Annotated in this window: 12 protein-coding genes and 2 pseudogenes; 7 read left to right on the top strand and 7 right to left on the bottom strand. The window is 73.5% G+C overall.

Annotation, left to right across the window (positions count from 1 at the left end):
* Nucleotide 1 precedes the first annotated feature (1 nt).
* From A8W25_RS08785 to A8W25_RS08770, 4 genes and pseudogenes are all read left to right on the top strand, one after another.
* A pseudogene (locus tag A8W25_RS08785) lies at nt 2-1618 on the top strand (glycoside hydrolase family 13 protein); the annotation flags it as partial.
* On the top strand, nt 1603-2640 hold the full coding sequence (locus tag A8W25_RS08780) for a LacI family DNA-binding transcriptional regulator (protein ID WP_067158398.1): 1038 nt from the start codon (nt 1603-1605) through the stop codon (nt 2638-2640). The pseudogene A8W25_RS08785 and the gene A8W25_RS08780, both read left to right, overlap by 16 nt.
* Before the next feature lie 138 nt (nt 2641-2778).
* Nucleotides 2779-4821, top strand: a complete 2043-nt coding sequence (locus A8W25_RS08775) for an ATP-binding protein (RefSeq protein WP_067160841.1) — start codon at nt 2779-2781, stop codon at nt 4819-4821.
* Between the two features lie 104 nt (nt 4822-4925).
* Nucleotides 4926-6521 carry a fused response regulator/phosphatase gene (locus A8W25_RS08770; protein WP_067158396.1) on the top strand — a complete coding sequence of 532 codons (1596 nt, stop codon included), beginning with the start codon at nt 4926-4928 and terminating at the stop codon, nt 6519-6521.
* A 21-nt stretch (nt 6522-6542) separates the two neighbouring features.
* Here the strand turns inward: A8W25_RS08770 and A8W25_RS08765 are convergent, their stop codons facing one another.
* From A8W25_RS08765 to A8W25_RS08755, 3 genes are all read right to left on the bottom strand, one after another.
* Nucleotides 6543-7058, bottom strand: a complete 516-nt coding sequence (locus tag A8W25_RS08765; RefSeq protein ID WP_067160838.1) for a GNAT family N-acetyltransferase — start codon at nt 7056-7058, stop codon at nt 6543-6545.
* Nucleotides 7059-7224: 166 nt separating this feature from the next.
* Nucleotides 7225-7923, bottom strand: a complete 699-nt coding sequence (locus A8W25_RS08760) for a TetR/AcrR family transcriptional regulator (RefSeq protein ID WP_067158394.1) — start codon at nt 7921-7923, stop codon at nt 7225-7227.
* A gap of 13 nt (nt 7924-7936) precedes the next feature.
* Nucleotides 7937-8869: a PDR/VanB family oxidoreductase gene (locus A8W25_RS08755; RefSeq protein WP_079125908.1), complete on the bottom strand. Its 933-nt coding sequence runs from the start codon at nt 8867-8869 to the stop codon at nt 7937-7939.
* Nucleotides 8870-8904: 35 nt separating this feature from the next.
* Between A8W25_RS08755 and pulA the strand changes: the two genes are divergently transcribed.
* Entirely contained in the window at nt 8905-14295 is a 5391-nt protein-coding gene (pulA, locus tag A8W25_RS08750) for a pullulanase-type alpha-1,6-glucosidase (protein ID WP_067160835.1), read from the top strand.
* A 58-nt stretch (nt 14296-14353) separates the two neighbouring features.
* Entirely contained in the window at nt 14354-16231 is a 1878-nt protein-coding gene (locus tag A8W25_RS08745; RefSeq protein WP_079126024.1) for a cellulase family glycosylhydrolase, read from the top strand.
* On the opposite strand, the gene A8W25_RS08740 is transcribed toward A8W25_RS08745, so the two are convergent.
* Nucleotides 16218-16523, bottom strand: coding sequence for a MazG-like family protein (locus A8W25_RS08740; protein WP_067158390.1), 306 nt, complete (start codon nt 16521-16523; stop codon nt 16218-16220). The two genes, A8W25_RS08745 and A8W25_RS08740, sit on opposite strands and share 14 nt — an antisense overlap.
* Before the next feature lie 144 nt (nt 16524-16667).
* On the opposite strand from A8W25_RS08740, the gene A8W25_RS08735 reads away from it, so the two are divergent.
* Nucleotides 16668-17459: an MgtC/SapB family protein gene (locus tag A8W25_RS08735; protein ID WP_067158388.1), complete on the top strand. Its 792-nt coding sequence runs from the start codon at nt 16668-16670 to the stop codon at nt 17457-17459.
* A gap of 450 nt (nt 17460-17909) precedes the next feature.
* On the opposite strand, the pseudogene A8W25_RS08730 reads toward A8W25_RS08735, so the two are convergent.
* From A8W25_RS08730 to A8W25_RS08720, 3 genes and pseudogenes are all read right to left on the bottom strand, one after another.
* A pseudogene (locus tag A8W25_RS08730) lies at nt 17910-18053 on the bottom strand (oxidoreductase); the annotation flags it as partial.
* Nucleotide 18054: 1 nt separating this feature from the next.
* Nucleotides 18055-18942 (bottom strand): metal-dependent hydrolase, encoded by an 888-nt coding sequence (locus A8W25_RS08725; RefSeq protein ID WP_067158384.1) that lies wholly within the window; start codon nt 18940-18942, stop codon nt 18055-18057.
* A gap of 88 nt (nt 18943-19030) precedes the next feature.
* Nucleotides 19031-20947, bottom strand: a complete 1917-nt coding sequence (locus A8W25_RS08720; protein ID WP_420708425.1) for a hypothetical protein — start codon at nt 20945-20947, stop codon at nt 19031-19033.
* Nucleotides 20948-21206 lie beyond the last annotated feature (259 nt).

Genomic DNA, 21206 nt, shown 5'->3' with positions numbered 1-21206 from the left:
CCGCACCGGCTGGTGGCAGGACGCCGTGATCTACCAGGTCTATCCGCGCAGCTTCGCCGATGCCAACGGCGACGGGATGGGGGACCTCGACGGCGTACGCCAGAAGCTCCCGTACCTCCGCGACCTCGGCGTCGACGCCGTCTGGCTCTCCCCCTTCTACGCCTCCCCGCAGGCCGACGCCGGCTACGACGTCGCCGACTACCGCGCCATCGACCCGATGTTCGGCACCCTGCACGACGCCGACGCCCTGATCCGGGACGCCCACGACCTCGGGCTGCGCATCATCGTCGACCTCGTCCCCAACCACTCGTCGGACCAGCACGAGTGGTTCAAGCGGGCGTTGAGGGAGGGGCCGGGGTCGGCACTGCGGGCCCGGTACCACTTCCGGCCCGGGCGCGGCCAGGACGGCGAACTGCCGCCCAACGACTGGGAGTCCATCTTCGGCGGACCCGCCTGGACCCGTACCCCGGACGGCGAGTGGTACCTCCACCTCTTCGCCCCGGAGCAGCCCGACTTCAACTGGGAGCACCCCGCCGTCGCCGACGAGTTCCGCTCGATCCTGCGGTTCTGGCTCGACATGGGCGTCGACGGCTTCCGCGTCGACGTCGCCCACGGTCTTGTCAAGGCCGCCGGGCTGCCCGACATCGGCGGCAGCGACCAGCTCAAGCTGCTGGGCAACGATGTCATGCCGTTCTTCGACCAGGACGGCGTCCATGAGATCTACCGCTCCTGGCGCCTCATCCTCGACGAGTACCCCGGCGAGCGCATCGCCGTCGCCGAGGCGTGGACGCCGACCGTGGAGCGCACGGCCCACTACGTACGCCCCGACGAGCTCCACCAGGCCTTCAACTTCCAGTATCTGGGCGCCCCTTGGGACGCCGCCGCGCTGCGCGAGGTCATCGACGTGTCGCTCGCCGCGATGCGCCCGGTCGGTGCGCCCGCGACCTGGGTGCTCTCCAACCACGACGTGACCCGGCACGCCACCCGGTTCGCCAACCCGCCCGGCCTCGGCACCCAGCTGCGCACCCCGGGCGACCGCGGGCTCGGGCTGCGCCGGGCGCGCGCCGCGACCCTGCTGATGCTGGCGCTGCCCGGCTCCGCCTACCTCTACCAGGGCGAGGAGCTGGGCCTCCCGGACGTCACCGACCTGCCCGACGAGGTCCGCCAGGACCCGTCCTTCTTCCGCGCCGAGGGCCAGGACGGCTTCCGCGACGGTTGCCGGGTGCCGATCCCGTGGACCGAGGACGGGTCCTCGTACGGGTTCGGCAGCGGCGGCAGTTGGCTGCCGCAGCCCGCCGAGTGGGGCGCGCTCTCCGTCGAGGCGCAGACCGGCGACCCGGGCTCCACCCTGGAGCTCTACCGCGCCGCGCTCGCCGCCCGCCGCGAGCAGCCCGGCCTCGGCTCGGGCGAGGAGGTCCTCTGGCTGGACGCCCCCGAGGGTGTCCTCTCCTTCGCCCGCGAGGGGTTCGTCTGCACCGTCAACCTCACCGGCGAGCCGGTGCGGCTGCCCGCGCCCGCCGCCGGGAAGGTCCTGCTCTCCAGCGGAAACGGTGAAGTCGCCGTGGCGGACGAGGAGTTCGTGCTCGACGCCGACACCACCGTGTGGTGGGCGGTGTGACCGAGTCCGGGCCGCGCCTCGCCGACATCGCCGCCCAGGCGGCCGTCAGCGAGGCCACCGTCAGCCGGGTGCTCAACGGGCGTCCGGGCGTCGCCGACGCGACCCGGCAGCGGGTGCTCGCGGCCCTGGACGTCCTCGGCTGGGAGCGGCCCGCCCAGCTGCGCCACCGCAGCGCCGGACTCGTCGGTCTGGTCACCCCGGAGCTGACCAACCCCATCTTCCCGGCCTTCGCCCAGGCCGTGGAGCAGGTGCTCGCCGGGCACGGGTACACCCCGGTGCTCTGCACCCAGCTGCCCGGCGGGGCGACCGAGGACGAGCTGGTCGAGCAGCTGGAGGAGCGCGGGGTCAACGGCATCGTGTTCCTGTCGGGACTGCACGCCGACACCGCCGCCGACCCCGCCCGGTATCTCGCGCTCACCGAGCGCGGGGTGCCGTTCGTGCTGGTCAACGGGTACAACGAACGTATCCGCGCCCCCTTCGTCTCGCCCGACGACCACGCGGCGATGGCGATGGCGGTGGGCCATCTCGCCGACCTCGGCCACACCCGTATCGGCCTGGCGGCCGGGCCGCTGCGGTATGTGCCCTCGCGGCGCAAGGCCGAGGGCTTCGCGGCCGCGCTGGGGGAGCGGTTCGGGCTGCGCGCCGAGGAGGCCGCCGCGTACATCGGGCACACCCTCTTCAGCGTCGAGGGCGGCCAGGTGGCCGCGGGCACGCTGCTCGACCAGGGCTGTACGGGGGTGGTGTGCGCCAGCGACATGATGGCGCTCGGGGCGGTCCGCGCGGCGCGCGAGCGCGGGCTCGCGGTGCCCGCCCAGGTGTCGGTGGTGGGCTTCGACGACTCGCGGCTGATCGCGTTCACCGACCCGCCGCTGACCACCGTCCGCCAGCCCGTGCGGGCGATGGCGACGGCCGCGGTGGGCGCGCTGCTCGAAGAGATCCGGGGGAACCCGGTGCAGCGCACGGAGTTCGTGTTCCAGCCGGAGCTGGTGGTACGGGGGTCCACCGCGCGCGTACGGGTGTGACGGGCCGACGTCCATCGGTGTTCCCCGTACGACCGATAATGACGCTGTTCTGATCGCTCCTGGCCTCATTGTGACTGTTTCCGGTTGAACCGTGCGATCGCGTCTGGACCAGGTCATTCTCTGGTCCAGACTGTGCCCGTGTTGGGGAATCTTCCAGCGGAGACCACGAGCTTCGTGGGCCGGTCGGTGGAACTGGCCACCCTGGACGGCCTGTTGCGGGGCCACCGGCTCGTCACGGTCACCGGCCCGGGCGGCGTGGGCAAGTCCCGGCTCGCCCTGCGCGGCGCCCGCGAGCGCCACGCCTTCTGTCCCGACGGGGTGTGGTGGGTCGAGCTGTCCCCGCTGTGCGACGCCGACCTGCTCGCCGCCACCGTCGCCGACCACCTGGGCGTCACCGACCAGACCACCCGCACCGCCGCCGAGGCGCTGTGCGGCTGGCTCGGCGACAAACGGCTGCTCCTGGTCCTGGACACCTGCGAACACCTGGTCTCCGCCTGCGGCCACCTCATCGGGGAACTGCTCCAGACCTCGCCGGGGCTCACCGTCCTGGCCACCAGCCGGCAGTCCCTGGGCCGCCCGGAGGAACGTGTCTTCTCGCTCGGCCCGCTGCCACCCGAGGGTGCCGCGCTCACCCTCTTCAAACAGCGCGCCGTCGACGCCGTACCGCACCTGTCGCTGAAGTCCTTCGACACCCCGGCCCGCGCCGAGGCCGCCGCCGCCGTCTGCCGCAGACTCGACGGCATCCCGCTCGCCATCGAACTCGCCGGCGCCCGGCTGCGGCTGTGGAGCGTCGAGCAGCTCGCCGAACGGCTCGACTCCCGCTTCGAGGTCCTCGCCGACCCCCGGGCCGCCCGGCTGCCCCGCCACCAGACCATGCGCACCACCATCGGCTGGAGCCACGAGCTGTGCGCCCCGCTGGAACGGCTGCTGTGGGCCCGGCTCTCGGTGTTCGCCGGCGGCTTCGACCTCGAAGCCGCCCAGGACGTCGCCGCGGGCGGCCCGCTCGCCCCCGAGGCCGTCGGGCCCGCGCTCACGGGCCTGACCGCCAAGTCCGTCGTCCGGGCCAGGACGCACTGCGGCCGGCCCGGCTACCGGATGCTCGACACCATCCGCGAGTACGGCCGCCAGTGGCTCGGCGAGCTCGGCGAGGAGGAGGCCGTGGCCCGGCGCCACGCCGAGCGCTTCCGCCGTCTGGCCCGCGCCGCCGAGGCCGACTGGATGGGCCCGGACCAGGTCGAGTGGTACGAGCGGCTGGACGCCGAACAGGGCGATCTGCGCACCGCCCTGGAGCATCTGCTCGCCCACGACCTCGACGCGGCCCTCGACATGGCCTCCTCGCTCTGGTTCTTCTGGTTCTGCTGCGGGCATCTGCGCGAGGGCCGCGCCTATCTGGAGCGCGCCCTCGCCCTCGACCCCGAGCCGGGCCCCCGCCGCGACCGCGCCGAGTGGACGCTGGGCATGACCGCCTTCCTCCAGGGCGACATGGAGACCGCGCTGCGCCAGGGCCGGCGGTGCGTCGCGCGCGCCGCGGACCCCGAGTCCCGGCTGCGCGCCGCCTATCTGCTCGGCGGCGCCATCCTGATGCCCGGCGACGCCGAGGGCGCCCTCGACGTGTGCACCCCCGCCATCGACGCGGCCGAGGACGACTTCTCGCCCGGCCTCGCCCTGTGCGCGCTCGCCCGGATCTACGCCCTCACCAACCTCGGCCGCTACCGCGAGGCCGCCGCCGAGGCGACCTGGCTGCGCGACCAGTGCGCGAGCCGGGGCGAGCGCTGGATGCGGGCGTACGCCGACTACATGCTCGCCGTCGCCGCGCTGGCGCTCGGCCGGGCCACCGAGGCTGCCGAGCACGTACGCGCCATGCTCACCGGCAAGCGGCTGCTGCACGACAGCTTCGGCATCGCCATCGGCCTCGACCTGCTCGCCTGCGCGCTCGCCGCCCGGGGTGACGGAGCGGAGGGCGCCCTGGTCCTCGGCATCGGGCAGGAGTACTGGCGTACCGTCGGCAAGGCCCAGATGGGCGCCCCCCGGCTCACCGCCGTCCGTGAGGAGTGCGAGCGCCGGGCCAGGGCCTCCGTCGGCGACCAGGCGTACGAAGGAGCCTTCCGCCGGGGGGCGCGCGCCGGGCTCGACCAGGGGCTCAGCTACGCCCTCAAGGGTGATTTCGCACAGGGCAGTTGACCTGGGACCCGTGCGGACGGCCCGCGCGCTACGGTGAGGACGTACCCGCCGCCCAGTCCGCACCACGCCCTTACCGGGGCCGACGGCCTCACGAGGGATTCGCCGTGAACCCGTCCCACGACACCACCGTGCTGGTCGTCGACGACATCGACGCCAACCGCTACGCCATGGGCGCGGTGCTGCGGCGCGCGGGCCACCGGGTGGTGCCGCTGGCCACCGCGTCCGCGGCCCTGGTCGAGCTCGACTCCCGGGTCAGGAACGGCCTGCTGCCCGACGCGGCCCTGGTCGACGTGGGCCTGCCTGACATGGACGGGTTCGAGCTTTGCCGCCGCATCAAGGCGCACCCCGAGATCGCCCCCATGCCCGTGGTGCACTTCTCGGCCGCGGCCACCACCCCGCGCGACCGCACCCGGGGCCTGGACGCGGGCGCCGAGGCCTACCTCGCCGTCCCCGTCGAGCCCGAGGAGATCCAGGCCGTCGTCCGGGCCGCCCTGCGCGGCGCCCGCTTCCGCCACGACGCCGACGCCCGCGCGGGCCGGCTGGCCCGCCTCGCCACCGCCACCACCGCGCTGTACGGGGCGAGTTGCCCCCAGGGGCTCGCCGACACGGCCGCCGCCGCGACCACCGCCCTGATCCGCTGCCGGGCCGCCGCCTATGTCTTCGGCGCCGACGGCACGCTGTACGCGGGCGGCCCGCCGCGCCACGAACCCGCCGGCACCACCGCGGCGGTGGCCCCGCTGCTCCAGCGGGCCATGGCGGGCTGCACCGGCGTACGGTCGCGGATCGCGCCCGCGCCGCTGTGGCCCTCCGGGGTGCTGCCGACCGGCGACGAGGACGGCGACGCCCGGCTGATGCTGGCCCGCAGCCGCGCCGACCAGCCGCCGGTCTGCCTGGTCACCCCCGTCCACGCGGCCCAGGGCCAGGACGCCCGCGCGCTGCTCGTCCATCTCGCCGAGGCCACCGCGCTGGCCGCCGAGTCACTGCGCAGCACCGCCGAGGAGCGGCACATCGCGCTCACCCTCCAGCGCAGCTTCCTGCCCCAGCACCAGCCCCGGCTGCCCGGCGCCGACGTCGCCGTGCGCTATGTGCCCGCCTCCACCCGCGCCGAGATCGGCGGCGACTTCTACACCGCGCTGCCCACCCCCGACGGCCTCCTGGTCGGGGTCGGCGACGTCGTCGGCCACTCGCTCGACGCGGCCACCGTCATGGTCGAACTGCGCCACGCGCTGAGGGCGTACGCGACCGACGAGCGCGACCCGTCCGTGCTGGTCCGCCGCCTCGACCGGATGCTCCAGCTCTACCACCCGGAAGCCACCGCCACCCTCTGCCTCGCCCTCATCGACCCGCTCCTCGGCCGCGCCAGGATCGCCAACGCGGGCCACATACCGCCGCTGGTGATCCCGCGCCGGGGCGAGACCGACTACCTCGACGTGCACGGCCCGCTGCTCGGGCTCGGCCTCGACCACCCGGACCCGTACACCTGCCGACTCGCCTCCGGAGACGTCCTGTTGATGGTGACGGACGGTCTCATCGAGACCCGTGGCACCGACCTCGCGCTGTCCATGGAGCGGCTGCGCCAGATCGCGGCCGCGAGCGCCGCACGCGGCACGGGCGCCCTGTGCGACACGCTGCTCGGCGCGTTCGGCAGCCGCGAGGACGACGTGGCCCTGCTGGCCCTGCGGCTCACCGGCCTCGTCTGAGGCGGTCCTCCCCCTCGCGGCTCAGCCGAGCTTCTTCTCCATCAGCACGACCGCGTAGTTGCTGCCGCTCCCGCCCTCCTTGAAGGGCTGCTCCCCGGCCACCGCGTACCCGGCCCGCTCGTAGTAGGAGCGCAGGCCGGGGCTGGAGGCCTTGAAGTCGAGGCGGGAGAGCGGGCGCCCGGCGGCCGCGATGCGCTGCTCGGCGTGGGCGAGCAGGGCCCGGCCGGTTCCGGCGGGCGCCAGTGCGCGGTCGGTCATCAGCCGGTGCACATAGCCCGCCTCCGGCGGCCGCACACCCCAGGCGGGCTCGTCCCGCCACCACAGCTCGTACGCCCCGGCCGCGCGGCCGTCCTCAGTGAGCGCGAGCCAGACCTCGCCCTCCTCCATCCGCAGCCGGAAGTGCGCCGGGTCCTTCTCGCCGGGCTGCCACTGGTCGATGCCGGTGGATTGCATCCAGCGGGCGGCGCGGTCGTAGAGGGCCACCAGGGTGGGGACGTCCTCTTGCGAGGCCCGGCGGAAGGTGAGGGATGTCGTCATGGTGATCACGGTACGGGTGGGTGGGGCGCTCAATCGTCCGCGGGTCGTCTGCGGCCGGCCGCGCGGTTCCCCGCGCCCCTTAGAGCCTGTTTCCGAACCCCCGCCTGCGCCCCGACGCCCGGTGCGCCCGCCCTCCGGGCGGACGACGGGGGTTCGGAAACAGGCTCTAAGCGCCCAGGGTCGTCAGCCGGGCGAGCAGGTCCCCGAACGGCCCGTCCTCCGGCTCGTCCGCGACGATCCGCAGCACCACCGCCGCCATCTCCGCGTCGTACGCCGCGCTCACCGCCGCCAGCGCGGCGAAGTCGTGGACCAGCTGCAACTCCAGCTCGGCGCGCGGGATCCGGCGCCCGTCCAGCCAGATCAGGGCCGTCGACTCGGCGAGCGAGACCCAGGAGCGCACCACCAACTCCAGCCGTGCGGGCGGGTCCTGGACCCCGAGGTGGGCGAGGATCTGGAGGTACGCCGCGTGCCGCACCTCGTCGATCATCGCGTTGGCGTTGGTCGAGCCGACCGCCGAGGCGGCGGGCCCGCCCCGCATCAGCGCGGCGAAGCCCGGCCCGTGGCCCTCGACGAAGTCGAAGAAGCGGCCCATCACCCGCAGCAGCCGGGCCCCCAGCGGCCCTTCGCGCGGCTCCACGAACCGGCCCGCCAGCTCGTCCGCGGCCATCCGCAGCGCCGCCTCGTACAGGCTCTGCTTGCCGGGGAAGTAGTGGTAGACGAGCGGCCGCGATATGCCGGCCGCCGCCGCTATCTCGTCGATGGAGACGTCGTCGGGGGAGCGGTGGCTGAACAGCTCCAGCGCGACCCCGATCAGCTGCCGCCTGCGCTCCTCGACGCCCATCCGGCGCCGCACCCCGGTCGTCATGCGAACAGGGTACCTACAGGTCGAGCACGAGTTTCCGTCCGAGGCAGCGCGATACGCAGATCAGCATCGAGTCCTGCCGCTCCGCGTCCGTGAGCAGCTCGTCCTGGTGGTCGACCGCCCCTTCCAGGACCTGCTGTTGGCAGGTTCCGCAGAAGCCCTGCTCGCACGAGTACGAGAGGTTCGGCAGCTCCTCGCGGACCGTGGCGAGCACGGAGCGGCCCGCCGGGACCGTGAGCGTGCGCCCCGTGCGGCGCAGTTCGACCTCGAAGGTGCCGAGCTGTGCGGTGCTCGCGCCGGGAGTGAACCGCTCCAGGTGCAGGGTGCGGCCCTCGGGCAGGGCCGCCGCCACCGCGTCCATCAGCGGCTCGGGCCCGCAGCAGTAGACCGCCGCGCCCTCGTCCGTACCGGCCAGGAAGGCGGCCACGTCCGGCAGTCCGGCCTCGTCCTCGGGCACCGCGGTGACCCGCGAGCCCCGGGCCCCCAGCTTCTCGATCTCGTCCAGGAACGGCATGGTGGCGCGCGAGCGCCCGCCGTACAGCAGCCGCCACTCGGCGCCCGCCGCCTCCACCGCCCTCAGCATGGGCAGGACCGGGGTGATGCCGATGCCGCCGACGACGAACGCGTACGACGGCGCCTCGGTCAGCGGGAAGCGGTTGCGCGGGCCGCGCACGACCAGTTCGGCGCCCTCCCGCAGCTGCTCGTGCACTTCGCGCGAGCCGCCCCGCCCGTCCTCGATCAGCCGGGTGGCGACGGTGTAGGTGGCGCGGTCGGCGGGGTCGCCGCAGAGCGAGTACTGGCGGATCAGCCCGGACGGCAGCACCAGGTCGAGATGGGCGCCCGGCCGCCACTCGGGCAGCGGTGTGCCCTGCGGCGATTCGAGCCGCAGCAGCGCCACGCCCTCGGCGGGGACGGCCCGTTCGGCGACGACGCTCTCCGTGCCCCGCACCCCGTAGTCCCCCCGTAGAAGGAGTACGTCCCGTGATCGGCTCTCCGCGCCGAACCGCCGTCACCGCCGCCGTGGCCCTCGCGCTGCTGGCGTCGGCCGCGCCCGCGGCGCAACCGGCGCCCACAGTGCCCCCGGCCCCGCCGTCCGACGCCCGGCTCGCCGCCGAGCCGGCCCGGCACGAACTCACCCGGGAGCAGCCCTACTTCGTCCTGCCGGACCGGTTCGCGGACGGTGACAGCGCCAACAACCGGGGCGGTCTGACCGGCGGCCGCTCGGTGACCGGCTACGACCCGGCCGACAAGGGCTTCTACCAGGGCGGCGACCTCAAGGGCCTGACGCGGAAGCTGGACTACATCAAGGGGCTCGGCAGCACCGCGATCTGGCTGGCGCCGATCTTCAAGAACAAGCCGGTCCAGGGCACCGGCGTAAACCAGAGCGCCGGGTACCACGGCTACTGGATCACCGACTTCACCCAGGTCGACCCGCACTTCGGCACCAACGCCGACCTGGCACGGCTGATCGACAAGGCCCACGCCAAGGGCATGAAGGTCTTCTTCGACGTCATCACCAACCACACCGCCGACGTCATCGGCCACAAGGAGCAGAGCGCCCAGTACCTCTCCAAGGGCGCCTTCCCGTATCTGACGAAGGACGGCGTGCCGTTCGACGACAGCGCCTACGCGGCCGGCGGCAAGGGCTTCCCCGCCGTCGGCCCCGGCTCCTTCCCGTACACGCCGACCGTGCCCGTCGCCGAGAAGGACGCCAAGGTCCCGGCGTGGCTCAACGACCCCACGCTGTACCACAACCGGGGCGACTCGACCTTCGCCGGGGAGAGCGCGGAGTACGGGGACTTCTCGGGGCTCGACGACCTGTGGACCGAGCGGCCCGAGGTCGTCCGGGGCATGGAGAAGATCTACGAGAAGTGGGTCGAGGACTTCGACGTGGACGGCTTCCGCGTCGACACCGTCAAGCACGTCGACATGGACTTCTGGACGCAGTGGGCGACGGCCCTGGACGCCTACGCGGCCAGGCACGGGCGCAAGGACTTCTTCATCTACGGCGAGGTGTACTCCGCCGACCCGTCGGTGACCTCCCCGTACGTCACCCGGGGCAGGCTGGACGCGACCCTGGACTTCCCCTACCAGCAGGCGATGCGCGGCTATGTGTCGCAGGGCGGTTCGGCGGGCGACCTGGCCGGGGCACTCGGCCAGGACTACCGCTACACCACCGACAAGGCCAACGCCTATGAGCAGGTGACCTTCCTCGGCAACCACGACATGGGCCGGATCGGCGGCTTCCTGGTCCAGGACAACCCGAAGGCCGACGCGGCCGAGCTGCTGCGGCGCGACAGACTCGCCCACGAGCTGATGTTCCTCAGCCGGGGCAACCCCGTCGTCTACTACGGCGACGAGCAGGGCTTCACCGGCTCGGGAGGCGACAAGGACGCCCGGCAGACGATGTTCCCGTCCAAGGTCGCCGACTATCTCGACGACCCGCAGATCGGTACGACCCGTACGCACGAGAGCAGTGCTTTCGATCCGGAGCACCCTCTCTACAAGGCGATCGCCGCTCTCTCCAAGCTCCGCAGGCAGAACCCGGCGCTCGCCGACGGGGTGCAGACCGAGCGGTACGCGGCGCAGGGCAAGGGCGTCTACGCCTTCTCCCGCACCGACGCCAGGGCCGGGACCGAGTACGTCGTCGCGGTCAACAACGCGACCGAGGAGAAGAGCGCCGAGTTCGCGACCGGCTCCGCGAGCGCCGCCTACACCGGGATCTACGGCGCCTCCGGCACGCTCACCAGCACCGCCGACCGCCGAGTCTCGGTGCGGGTGCCCGCCCTCTCCGCCGTCGTCTACAAGGCGGCGAAGCCCCTGGGCGCCCCCGCCGCGCGGCCCTCGCTCACCCTCAAGGCCCCGGCGGCCGGTGCCACCGGTGACGTCGAGATCGCGGCCGACGTGGCCGGCGGCCAATTGAACCGGGTGGTCTTCGCCGCCCAGACCGGCACCGACAAGTGGCGGGTCCTCGGCTCCTCCGACCACGCCCCGTACAAGGTCGTCCAGCATCTGCCCGCGACCCTCGCGTCCGGAACGCCCGTGCGCTACAAGGCCGTTGTGGTGGACTCGGCCGGGCGCACCGCGAGCGCGAGTGCCGGGACCACCAGTGGCGCTCCCGCCCCCGACCCGGTGCCCACCGCAACCCGGCGCGACTACGCCGTGGTCCACTACAAGCGCCCGGCGGGCGACTACACCGACTGGAGGCTCTACGCCTGGGGCGACCTCGCCGACGGCGAGTCCACCACCTGGCCCGCGGGCCACGCCTTCACCGGCCGCGACGCCTACGGCGCCTTCGCCCACGTGAAGCTGAAGCCGGGCGCCTCCAGCGTCGGGTTCCTGGTCATCGACAAGGACGGCAACAAGGACGTCTCGGGCGACCGCACCATCGACGTCGGCCGGACCGGGGAGATCTGGGTCGAGCAGGGCAAGGACGCGGTCCTCACCGCGCCGCCCGCCGGCACCTACCCGCCGCAGGACACCGGCAAGGCCGTCATCCACTACCAGCGCGCCGACGGCGACCACAGCGGCTGGGGCATCCACACCTGGACGGGCGCCGCGAGCCCCACCGACTGGTCGAGCCCGCTTCCGCCGGTGCGGACCGACGCCTTCGGCGCGGTCTTCGAGGTGCCGCTGAAGGAGGGTGCGTCCAGCCTGAGCTACATCCTCCACAAGGGCGACACCAAGGAGTACGGCTCCGACCGCTCGCTCGACTTCTCGGTGTACTCGCACGAGGTGTGGCTGCTCGGCGGGGTCGAGAAGTACCTTCTGCCCATGACGTCCGGCTCCGCCGCCGACCTCGACCTGTCGAAGTCGCGGGCGCAGTGGATCGACCGCGACACCGTCGCCTGGGACACGGGCGGCACGGCCGCGAGCCATCAGCTGGTGTACGCGCCGGGCGGCGGACTCGCCGTCAAGGACGGCGCCCTCACCGGCGAGGGCCACTGGCTGCGGCTCACCCCGGTGCCGGGCGGTCTCACCGACGCGCAGAAGGCCAGGTTCCCGCACCTCGGGAAGTACGCGGCGTTCACCGTCGACCCGCGCGACCGCGCCCGCGTCGGCCAGGCCCTCACCGGGCAGCTCGTCGCCACCCAGCGCCTCGCCAACGGCGCCCTGCTCGCCGCCACCGGCGTCCAGACCCAGGGCGTCCTCGACGACCTGTACGGAGCACGGGCCACCAAGGCGGCGCTCGGCCCGGTCTTCACCGGCGGGCGCCCGACCCTCTCGCTCTGGGCCCCGACCGCCCGGCGCGTCGCCCTCGAACTCGACGGCCGCAGCATCGCGATGCGCCGCGACGACGCGACCGGTGTCTGGTCGGTGACGGGGCCCGGGAGCTGGTCGGGCAAGCCGTACCGGTTCGCCGTGACGGTGTGGGCGCCCAGCGTCCAGAAGGTCGTCACCAACCTGGTCACCGACCCGTACTCCACCGCCCTGACCACCGACTCGGCCCGCAGCCTCGTCGTCGACCTCGCCGACCCGAAGCTCGCCCCCAGGGGCTGGGCGGACCTGCGCAAGCCCGCCGCCGTGCCGCTGAGCGCCGCGCAGATCCAGGAGCTGCACATCCGCGACTTCTCGGTCGCGGACCGCACGTCCCGCCACCCGGGCCAGTACCTGGCGTTCACGGACACCGGCTCGGCCGGTATGAAGCACCTCAGGGAGCTGGCCCGCTCCGGGACCTCCTACGTCCACCTCCTCCCGGCGTTCGACATCGGCACGATCCCCGAGAAGAAGTCCGACCAGGCCGTCCCGGCCTGTGACCTCAAGGTGTACGCGCCCGACTCGCCCGAGCAGCAGGCGTGCGTGGCGAAGAGCGCCGCCAAGGACGCCTACAACTGGGGGTACGACCCGCTGCACTACACCGTGCCCGAGGGCTCCTACGCGAGCGACCCCGAGGGGACCCGGCGCACGGTCGAGTTCCGGCAGATGGTCCAGGGCCTCAACGGCGCCGGGCTGCGCACGGTGATGGACGTCGTCTACAACCACACCGTGGCGAGCGGCCAGGCCGACAAGTCGGTCCTCGACAAGATCGTGCCCGGCTACTACCAGCGCCTCCTCGGCGACGGCACGGTGGCCACCTCCACCTGCTGCGCCAACACCGCGCCGGAGAACGCCATGATGGGCAAGCTCGTCGTGGACTCGGTGGTGACCTGGGCCAGGCAGTACAAGGTCGACGGCTTCCGCTTCGACCTGATGGGCCACCACCCCAGGGCCAACATCCTCGCGGTCCGCAAGGCGCTCGACGCGCTGACGCCCGCCAGGGACGGCGTCGACGGCAAGAAGATCGTCCTGTACGGGGAGGGCTGGAACTTCGGCGAGGTCGCCGACGACGCCCGGTTCGTCCAGGCGACCCAGAAGAACATGTCGGGCACCGGGATCGCGACCTTCTCGGACCGGGCCCGTGACGCGGTGCGCGGCGGCGGCCCCTTCGACGAGGACCCCGGCGTCCAGGGCTTCGCCTCCGGCCTCTACACCGACCCCAACTCCTCGGCCGCCAACGGCACCCCGGGCGAGCAGCGGGCCCGGCTGCTGCACTACCAGGACCTGATCAAGGTCGGCCTCTCCGGCAACCTGGCCGGGTACACCTTCACCGACACCTCCGGCCGTACGGTCAAGGGCGCGGACGTCGACTACAACGGCGCCCCGGCCGGGTACGCGGCGGCTCCGGGCGACGCGCTCGCGTACACCGACGCGCACGACAACGAGTCGCTGTACGACGCGCTCGCCTTCAAGCTGCCGCGCTCCACCCCGGCGGCCGAGCGGGCCCGGATGCAGGTACTGGCGCTGGCGACCGCCACGCTGTCGCAGGGCCCGGCGCTCTCCCAGGCCGGTACGGATCTGCTGCGCTCCAAGTCGCTGGACCGCAACTCCTTCGACAGCGGCGACTGGTTCAACGCGATCCACTGGGACTGCCAGGACGGCAACGGCTTCGGGCGGGGGCTGCCGCCGGCGGCCGACAACGAGTCCAAGTGGTCGTACACGAAGCCCCTGTTGACTGCCCCCTCGCTCACCGTCGGTTGTCCCGAGATCACCGCGGCCTCGGCCGCCTACCGGGACCTGCTGAAGATCCGTACGAGCGACCCGGCGTTCCGTCTGGCCACCTCGGCCGAGGTGCAGTCCGCGCTCTCCTTCCCGCTCTCCGGAAAGGGCGAGACGCCGGGTGTGATCACCATGCGGCTCGGTGCTCTGGTCGTCGTCTTCAACGCGACCCCGGACCGGCAGACCCAGCGGGTCGCCGACCTGGCGGGCCACGGGTACGCCCTGCACCCGGTCCAGGCGGCGGGCGGTGACGCCACGGTGAAGTCGGCCTCGTACGAGGCGGGTTCGGGCACGTTCACCGTCCCGGGGCGGACGGTCGCCGTGTTCACCGGCCGCTAGCGGGCGGCGGCGGGCCGGAGTGTTGACTGTGCTCCGGCCCGCCGCGATGGTAATGGGCATGCCAAAGTCGTGGGCGCGTCCGCTCGGTGTCCTCGTCCTGTTCGCCGCGCTCCTCGGGGCGGGCGGCACCCCGCCCTCGGCCGCCGAGGGGCTCCCCGGCGCCCAGTGGTTCGACGGCGCCGCCGCGTCCGCGCTCACCGTCGAGGACGGGCGCCTCGTCGACGGGCTCGGCCGCGAGGCGGTGCTGCGCGGCTACAACGTCTCCGGCGAGACCAAGCTGGCCGAGCACGGCGGGCTGCCGTTCGCCTCGGTCGCCGACGCCCGCGCCTCCGCGACCGCCGTACGCACCCTCGGCGGCGCCAACACCGTGCGGTTCCTGCTCTCCTGGGCGGCCGCCGAACCCGTACGCGGCCAGGTGGACACCGGCTATCTCGCGGCCGTCACCGAGCAGATGCGGGCGTTCCTGGACGCCGGGATCCGGGTGCTGCCCGACTTCCACCAGGATCTCTTCTCCCGGTACCTCTTCGACAGCGGCAGCTGGTACACCGGCGACGGCGCCCCCGCCTGGGCCGTCGCGGGCGGCGGCTATCCGCGCGAGTCCTGCGGGATCTGTCTGTTCTGGGGCCAGAACATCACCCAGAACGAGGCGGTGAAGCGCGCGGCGTACGACTTCTGGCACAACGCGCGCGGCATCCAGGACGCCTTCCTCACCACGGCCGGAACGACCCTGGCCTACCTCGCCGAACACCTCACCGCCGAGGAGTTCGCGGCCGTCGCCGGATTCGACCCGTACAACGAACCGCACGCGGGCACCTTCGAGCCCGGGCAGACCAGCCGCGCCTGGGAGCGGGACGTGCTCTGGCCGTTCTACACACGCTTCCGGGCCCGGATGGACGCGGCGGGCTGGCAGGCCAAGCCCGCCCATGTCGAGCCCAACCTCTTCTGGAACGCCAACCTCGACTTCCAGCGGCAGGAGGGCGGACTGCTCGACGCGGGCGCCCTCGGGCCGCGCTATGTCCTCAACACCCACTTCTACGACCAGAAGGCGATCTCCGGCGTCTTCATGTGGGGCAAGGCGGGCGACGGCCAGTACGCACGCGACCTCGGCGCCGTGCGCGACCGGGCCGCCGCCGCGAGCACCGCGTCGGTCGTCAGCGAGTTCGGCCATCCGCTCGGCGGAACCGTCTCCGACAAGGCACCGAGTGTCCTCAAGGCGATGTACCAGGGGCTGGACTCCCGTCTTCCGGGAGCCACTTGGTGGTCCGGCCCGCTCGCGTCCGGACCCGTCCTGTCGGGCACCCAGTGGCAGTGGGACCTGTACAGCGGCCGTCACCACGAGCTCATGAACGGCAACCCCGGCAAGGTCCTGACCTCCGGTGACGCCTGGAACGACGAGGACCTCTCGGCGGTGCGCCAGGACGACTCCGGCGCCCCGGCGCTGCGCCAGGACGCCCGGCTGCTCGACCGCCTCTACCCCGGCGCCACGGCGGGCCGCGTCCTCGCCTTCACCTACGAGGACCGCTCCCGCGACGGCTCCACCACCCTGACCTGGAACCCCGTCCCGGCCGCGCTCCCGCAGGTGGCCCAGCTCGTCGGCGGCGGCCGCTACGGCCTGCTCCTGTGGCGCTCGAACGGCGTGGCCGCGCCCACCGAGCTGCATCTGCCCGCCTCGTTCGCCACCACCACCGTCGTCTCCGACCTCGGCGCCGTCGCACGCCCGCCCGACTACACCGCGCACACCCCGGTCGCCGTCGCGCCCGAGCCCGGCGGCACCGGGAGCCGTCGTCTGCTGCTCACCGCACCCGACCCGGGCGCCGTCCACTTCGCGCTGGTCACCGATGGGGCCACCGACCCGTCCGACGGGCTGCTGGGCGCCGCCCGCGCCGAACTCGCGGCCTGGGCGGCGGCCCACACGCGAGGGCTCAGCCCTCGGTGACCCGGACCAGGACGCCGCGCTCGTCGCGTACGTAGGCGCGGCGGCGGTTCTTCGCCAGTTTGCGGGCGACCTCGTCGTCGAGGTCCACACCGTTCATCTCGGCCAGCGCCGCCAGATAGAGGAAGACGTCGGCCAGCTCCTCGCCGAAGTCCGGGAGCCGCTTGCGCCAGGCCGTGAACGCCTCGCCCACCTCGGCGGTGAGCAGACCGAACTCCAGGGGCACGTCGGTGACGTTGAACCCCTTCTCAAGCTTGTTCGCCCAGGCCTGCTCCTGTGCGGTCCGGATCTCCAAGACTCCTCCGTGCGGTGCGGTGCGGTGCGGCGGCGTCCGTCCAGCCTAGCGAGGGCCGAACGGGGCCCGTCCGCGGATCCGGTTCAACACCGGGGAGCCGGTGGCCGATAGGAGGGGGGACGCAGACGGCGAGGAGTACGGAACATGCTCAACGAGTGGCACACGGCCGCCAACATCGGGGCGGGCCTGGGCTATGGCGGGATCATCGGCCTGGAGCGCCAGTGGCGGGCCCGGATGGCCGGGCTGCGGACCAACGCGCTGGTGGCCGCCGGGTCCGCGCTCTTCGTACTGCTCTCGACCTACGGCTTCGTGGACGCCACCAGCACCAGCGGCTACGACGGCTCCCGGGTGGCCGCACAGATCGTCTCCGGCATCGGCTTCCTGGGCGCCGGTGTCATCATGCGGGACGGCCTGAGCGTGCGTGGCCTGAACACGGCCGCCACCCTGTGGTGTTCGGCGGCGGTCGGCGCGCTCTCCGGGGCGGGGCTCTACGGCGTGGCCGCGCTCGGCACCGCCGGGGTGGTCGGCGCCAATCTGCTGCTGCGGCCGCTGGGGCGGCGCATGGACCGCGAGCCGCACGGCGGGGTCGAGGTCGGCACCGACTACCTGTTCGAGGTGGTGTGCACCGAGCCCGAGGAGGCACATGTGCGCATCCTCTCCGTCCAGGCCCTGACCCGGCCGGGTTTCCGGCTGCGCTCGGTGCACAGCCAGGATGCGGACGCCCCGGGCAAGGTGACGGTGACCGCCGAGCTGACCACCGAGCGCCGTGACGACAGCCTCCTCGAATCGGCGGTGAGCAGGCTGTCGTTGGAACCGGCGGTCTCGGCGGTGAGCTGGACGGTGCTGCACCACCCGGACGACAACGACGACGAGGAGTACGGCGGCCAGGGGCGCCGACGGCGCTACTGGGTCCGCAACTTCTTCAACAATCCCTAGCGCCCCGCCCCTGTCGACACGCTGACGTTTCGTAAAGAATCGGACTCCCGCGTTCAGGTTCGAAAGGATCTTCGTGTAAAACAGTGCGGGACCGGTCAATGACAGTGTGTACTGGCCACGTTCGCCTTCCGGGGCGGTCGTCCACATGCCCTTCTCCCGATCTCCCCCGAAGGCCCATCAGATGATTGAGATACCGGACCTGGCCGCCGGAGGCCTGGCGGCCGGGACCCTGTCCGCGTTCGTGCTCGGGGGCGGGCTGCTGAGCTCCCGGCGCCGGGCGGCCCGGCAGCGGGAGGAGATCGCCGAGCTGCGCTCCCAGGGGGACGGCGCCCGCGCCGAAGTGGGCCGGCTGTCCCGGGCGTACGCCGCCGAGGTGGCTCATCTCGCCCAGCGCCGCGTCCCGGCCGAGGCGACCCGGGCCGCGCACCCCCATGTGCAGGTGCCGGAGGGCGCCCGCCGCCCGCCCTGCCCCGAAATGGGCGTCTCCAGTGCGGGCATCGGCCACAGCGGGGACGCGGCGATCCGGCGCCGTACCGCCCGCCGCACCAGCAGCGCGGCCCCCGCGGCCAGGACCAGGGACCTCGTACGCGGCATGTCAGCGGCCTCCGTTGGCGCCGGGCGAGCCGGCCAGATAGGCCACGGCCTGCGCGGTCGAGCCCTCCTGCGAGGGGTGGTACGTACGGCTGAGATAGCGCGGGATCGAGCGCGCCATCGCGCCGGTGGTGGGCAGCGTGCCCTGGCGTCCGGCGCGCAGGAAGTCGCGGATGGTCGCCTTGCCGTCGAGGAGCGAGGGGTCGTTCTCCATGAAGAACCGGGCGCCGCGCTGCCAGAGGAAGAGCAGCGCGGTGAAGGCGGTCGCCCAGGTCCTGGCCCGGCGCCGGTAGCTGCCGTCCACGTGCATGAACAGGTCGAAGGCGACCGACCGGTGCTCGACCTCCTCGGCGCCGTGCCAGCGCAGCAGGTCCAGCATCACCGCGTCCGCGCCGCGCTTGTCCAGGGAGTCGGCGTTGAGGATCCAGTCGCCCAGGAACGCCGTGTAGTGCTCGATGGCCGCGATCGTGGCCACCCGCTCCATCAGCCACCACTCGCGCGCCCGCCCGGGCGGCAGCGTCCGGTCGCCGAGGAGCTTCTCGAAGAGCCAGTCGACCTGCGCGGTGTACGGGGTGGGGTCGAGGCCGAGCGCCTTGAGGTGGGGGAGCACGTCGTCGTGGGCCGCCGAGTGGGTGGCCTCCTGGCCGATGAACCCGATGACGTCCTCGCGCAGCCGCTCGTCGTGGATGTACGGCAGCACCTGCTTGTACACATGCACGAACCAGCGCTCGCCCGCCGGGAGCAGCAGGTGCAGCACGTTGATGGTGTGCCCGGTGAACGGGTCGCCCGGGATCCAGTGGAGTGGGGTCTTCTCCCACGCGAACGAGACGTTCCGGGCCTTGAGCTCTATGTGCTCCGAGACCACCGGAGCGGGCTGCGGCGTATTAGACATGGCGTCAATGTACTGACGGGTAAGCGCCTGGCAACAGGGTTGTGCGAGGAGTTGTTCGTACGGATCCGGTCACCCGGGCCCCTCGGGCTCAGCGCAGGGCGGCGACCTGGGTGCCGTCCGCGAGGCGGCCGACCAGCTGTGCGTGGGCCCCCTCCTGGGTGCGCACGGCGAGCAGATGGCCGTGCTCGGACGCGTCCACACCGCCGGAGACGGCCACCCTGGCCAGGTTCTCGCTGCCGGCCGCCAGCACGTACCAGTGCCCGCCCCGGGACTTCCACAGCACCCCGGCGAGCACGCGCGGCTCGTGCGTGCCGCAGGCGGCGCTGTTCTCGGCGCGCGCGGCCACCGCGCCCGCCGTGGCCTTCCCGGCGCCCGGGGCCTGGAACTGGGCCAGGACCCGGCTGTCCGTGCCGGACCAGGTGTCGGCCCGGGTGCAGAGCCAGGCGGCCGTGCCGTTGCCCTCGGGCAGCTGCTGCCTGGCGTACTGCCAGGCGTTCACCGCCCGGACGCCGTGCGAGCGGACCGTGGGGAGCAGGCACGCGGTACGGGCCCAGGCCTCGCGGGCGGCGGTGCCGGTGACATCCCTGGGGGCGTCCGGCGGCCCCCAGGTGAGCCGCGCCGGCGCGAGCTCCCCGAGGTCGGTGAGCAGCCGCCCGGCTGTGTTGTCGCGGTCCTCGCGCAGCTGGAGGACGTCCCAGGAGGTGCAGTCGCGGGCCTGCGCGGGCGAGACCAGCGGGGCGGTCACACCGTCCCGGTCGCGGGTCAGCGGGCGGGGCGCGGCGGCCGGGTCGAGCAGGTCCCGTACGGCCGCCTCGCGGACCCAGGGGGCGGTCAGATAGCGGACGTTGCCGTCGGTGCGGCCGACGACGAGCGCCCCGGCGGACGCGGCGTCCGCGCCGTCCACGCGCGCGAAGTCGAGCGCCGCGCCGGAGGTGCCGTCCAGCGGCTCCGCGTACCGGGCGACCCGCAGCCCGTCGTAGAAGAGCACCACCGAGGCGCGGTCGACCTTGCCCGCGTACAGCAGTTGGGGCGCGCCCATCGGCGGGCCCGAGGGCGTCCCCGGCGTCGCCGAGACCTGTACGGAGCGGCCCGGCCGCGCCCAGACGGCGAGCGCGCGCCGCAGCAGCGCGCTGTCCCCGGTCAGGGAGCCGCGGGCGGGCCAGACGGAGTAGTCGGTACGGGCCGAGGTCCGCCAGACGGCGGCGTCCACCCGGACGACCCGCGCCGGGTCGAGGGCGGCCTCGGCGGCGGGGTTGCGGGCGTACGGCGGCGCGGCCGCCCCGTCGGGGCCCCAGCCGTCGCCCGGGAGCCCGAGGAGCGTGCCGCAGACCGCGAGCGCGGCGGCGGCGACGAGGGCCGCGCGCAGGTGCTGGCGGCGGCGCATCAGGTCGGTGGGCCGGGCCTGGAGGGAGCAGGGGTCGAACTCGGCGGCCTCCAGGAGCGCGGCGGCGGCGCCGGGGTCCCCCGCCTCCTCGACGGCGGCGCCGGGGTCCTCGACCCCCACGGCGTCGAGCTCCTTGCGCACCTCGGCGTCGCTCAGCCGGTCCAGGCCGCGCAGCACGAAGGCGGCCCTCGCGGGTCCGCCGAGGGCGGAGAGCCGCTGGTCCAGGGCGAGTTCATCGGCTCCGCCGGAGCGGGGGAACACCCGCAGCCCCCACACCTGCGGCAGTACCGGCGGCAGCTGCGCCCGCTTGGGCCAGGCCCGCCGCCTCAGCGGCAGCCCGGCCTCCAGCGCCTGCCGCACGACCTGCCGCCGTACGAACCCGTACCCCGGGTCCCCGCGCCGGGGCGCCGGGATCGCCGCCTGTGCGCCCCCGCGTCCCCGGGGCAGCGACCGCTGCACCAGCGCGTGCGCGGTCAGCACCCGCCGGTTGCGCCCGAGCGAGGGCGGCAGCACGAGATAGGCGAGCCGGGTCAGCCGGGGATAGTGCTCCACGAGAGCGGCTTCGGCCTGCTCGATGCCGATGGGGGTGGGGCGGCTGAGGATGTCCTGGGGCGGGGCCACGTTCAGCAAAACGAGCGAATGGTGCGATGGTCACCGCGGCCGTCTGTGCCCGGTCTTCGTCTGCGGGCCGGTGGGTGGTTGCTCGCGCAGTTCCCCGCGCCCCTTTTGTGCCCGGACTTCGCCTGCGGGCCGGTGGGGGCTGGTCGCGCAGTTCCCCGCGCCCCTGAAGGCCTGTGGCTGAGCTGCGTTTCCGGCTGCGGCGGACTACCTAAGGGGCGCGGGGAACTGCGCGGCCAGCCAGCCACCGGCCCGCAGGTGA

The sequence above is a fragment of the Streptomyces sp. ERV7 genome, assembly GCF_001653515.1.
Lineage (GTDB): Bacteria > Actinomycetota > Actinomycetes > Streptomycetales > Streptomycetaceae > Streptomyces.
The sequence above is the reverse complement of the archived record's forward strand: the minus strand, read 5'-3'. Positions and strand labels throughout refer to the sequence as shown.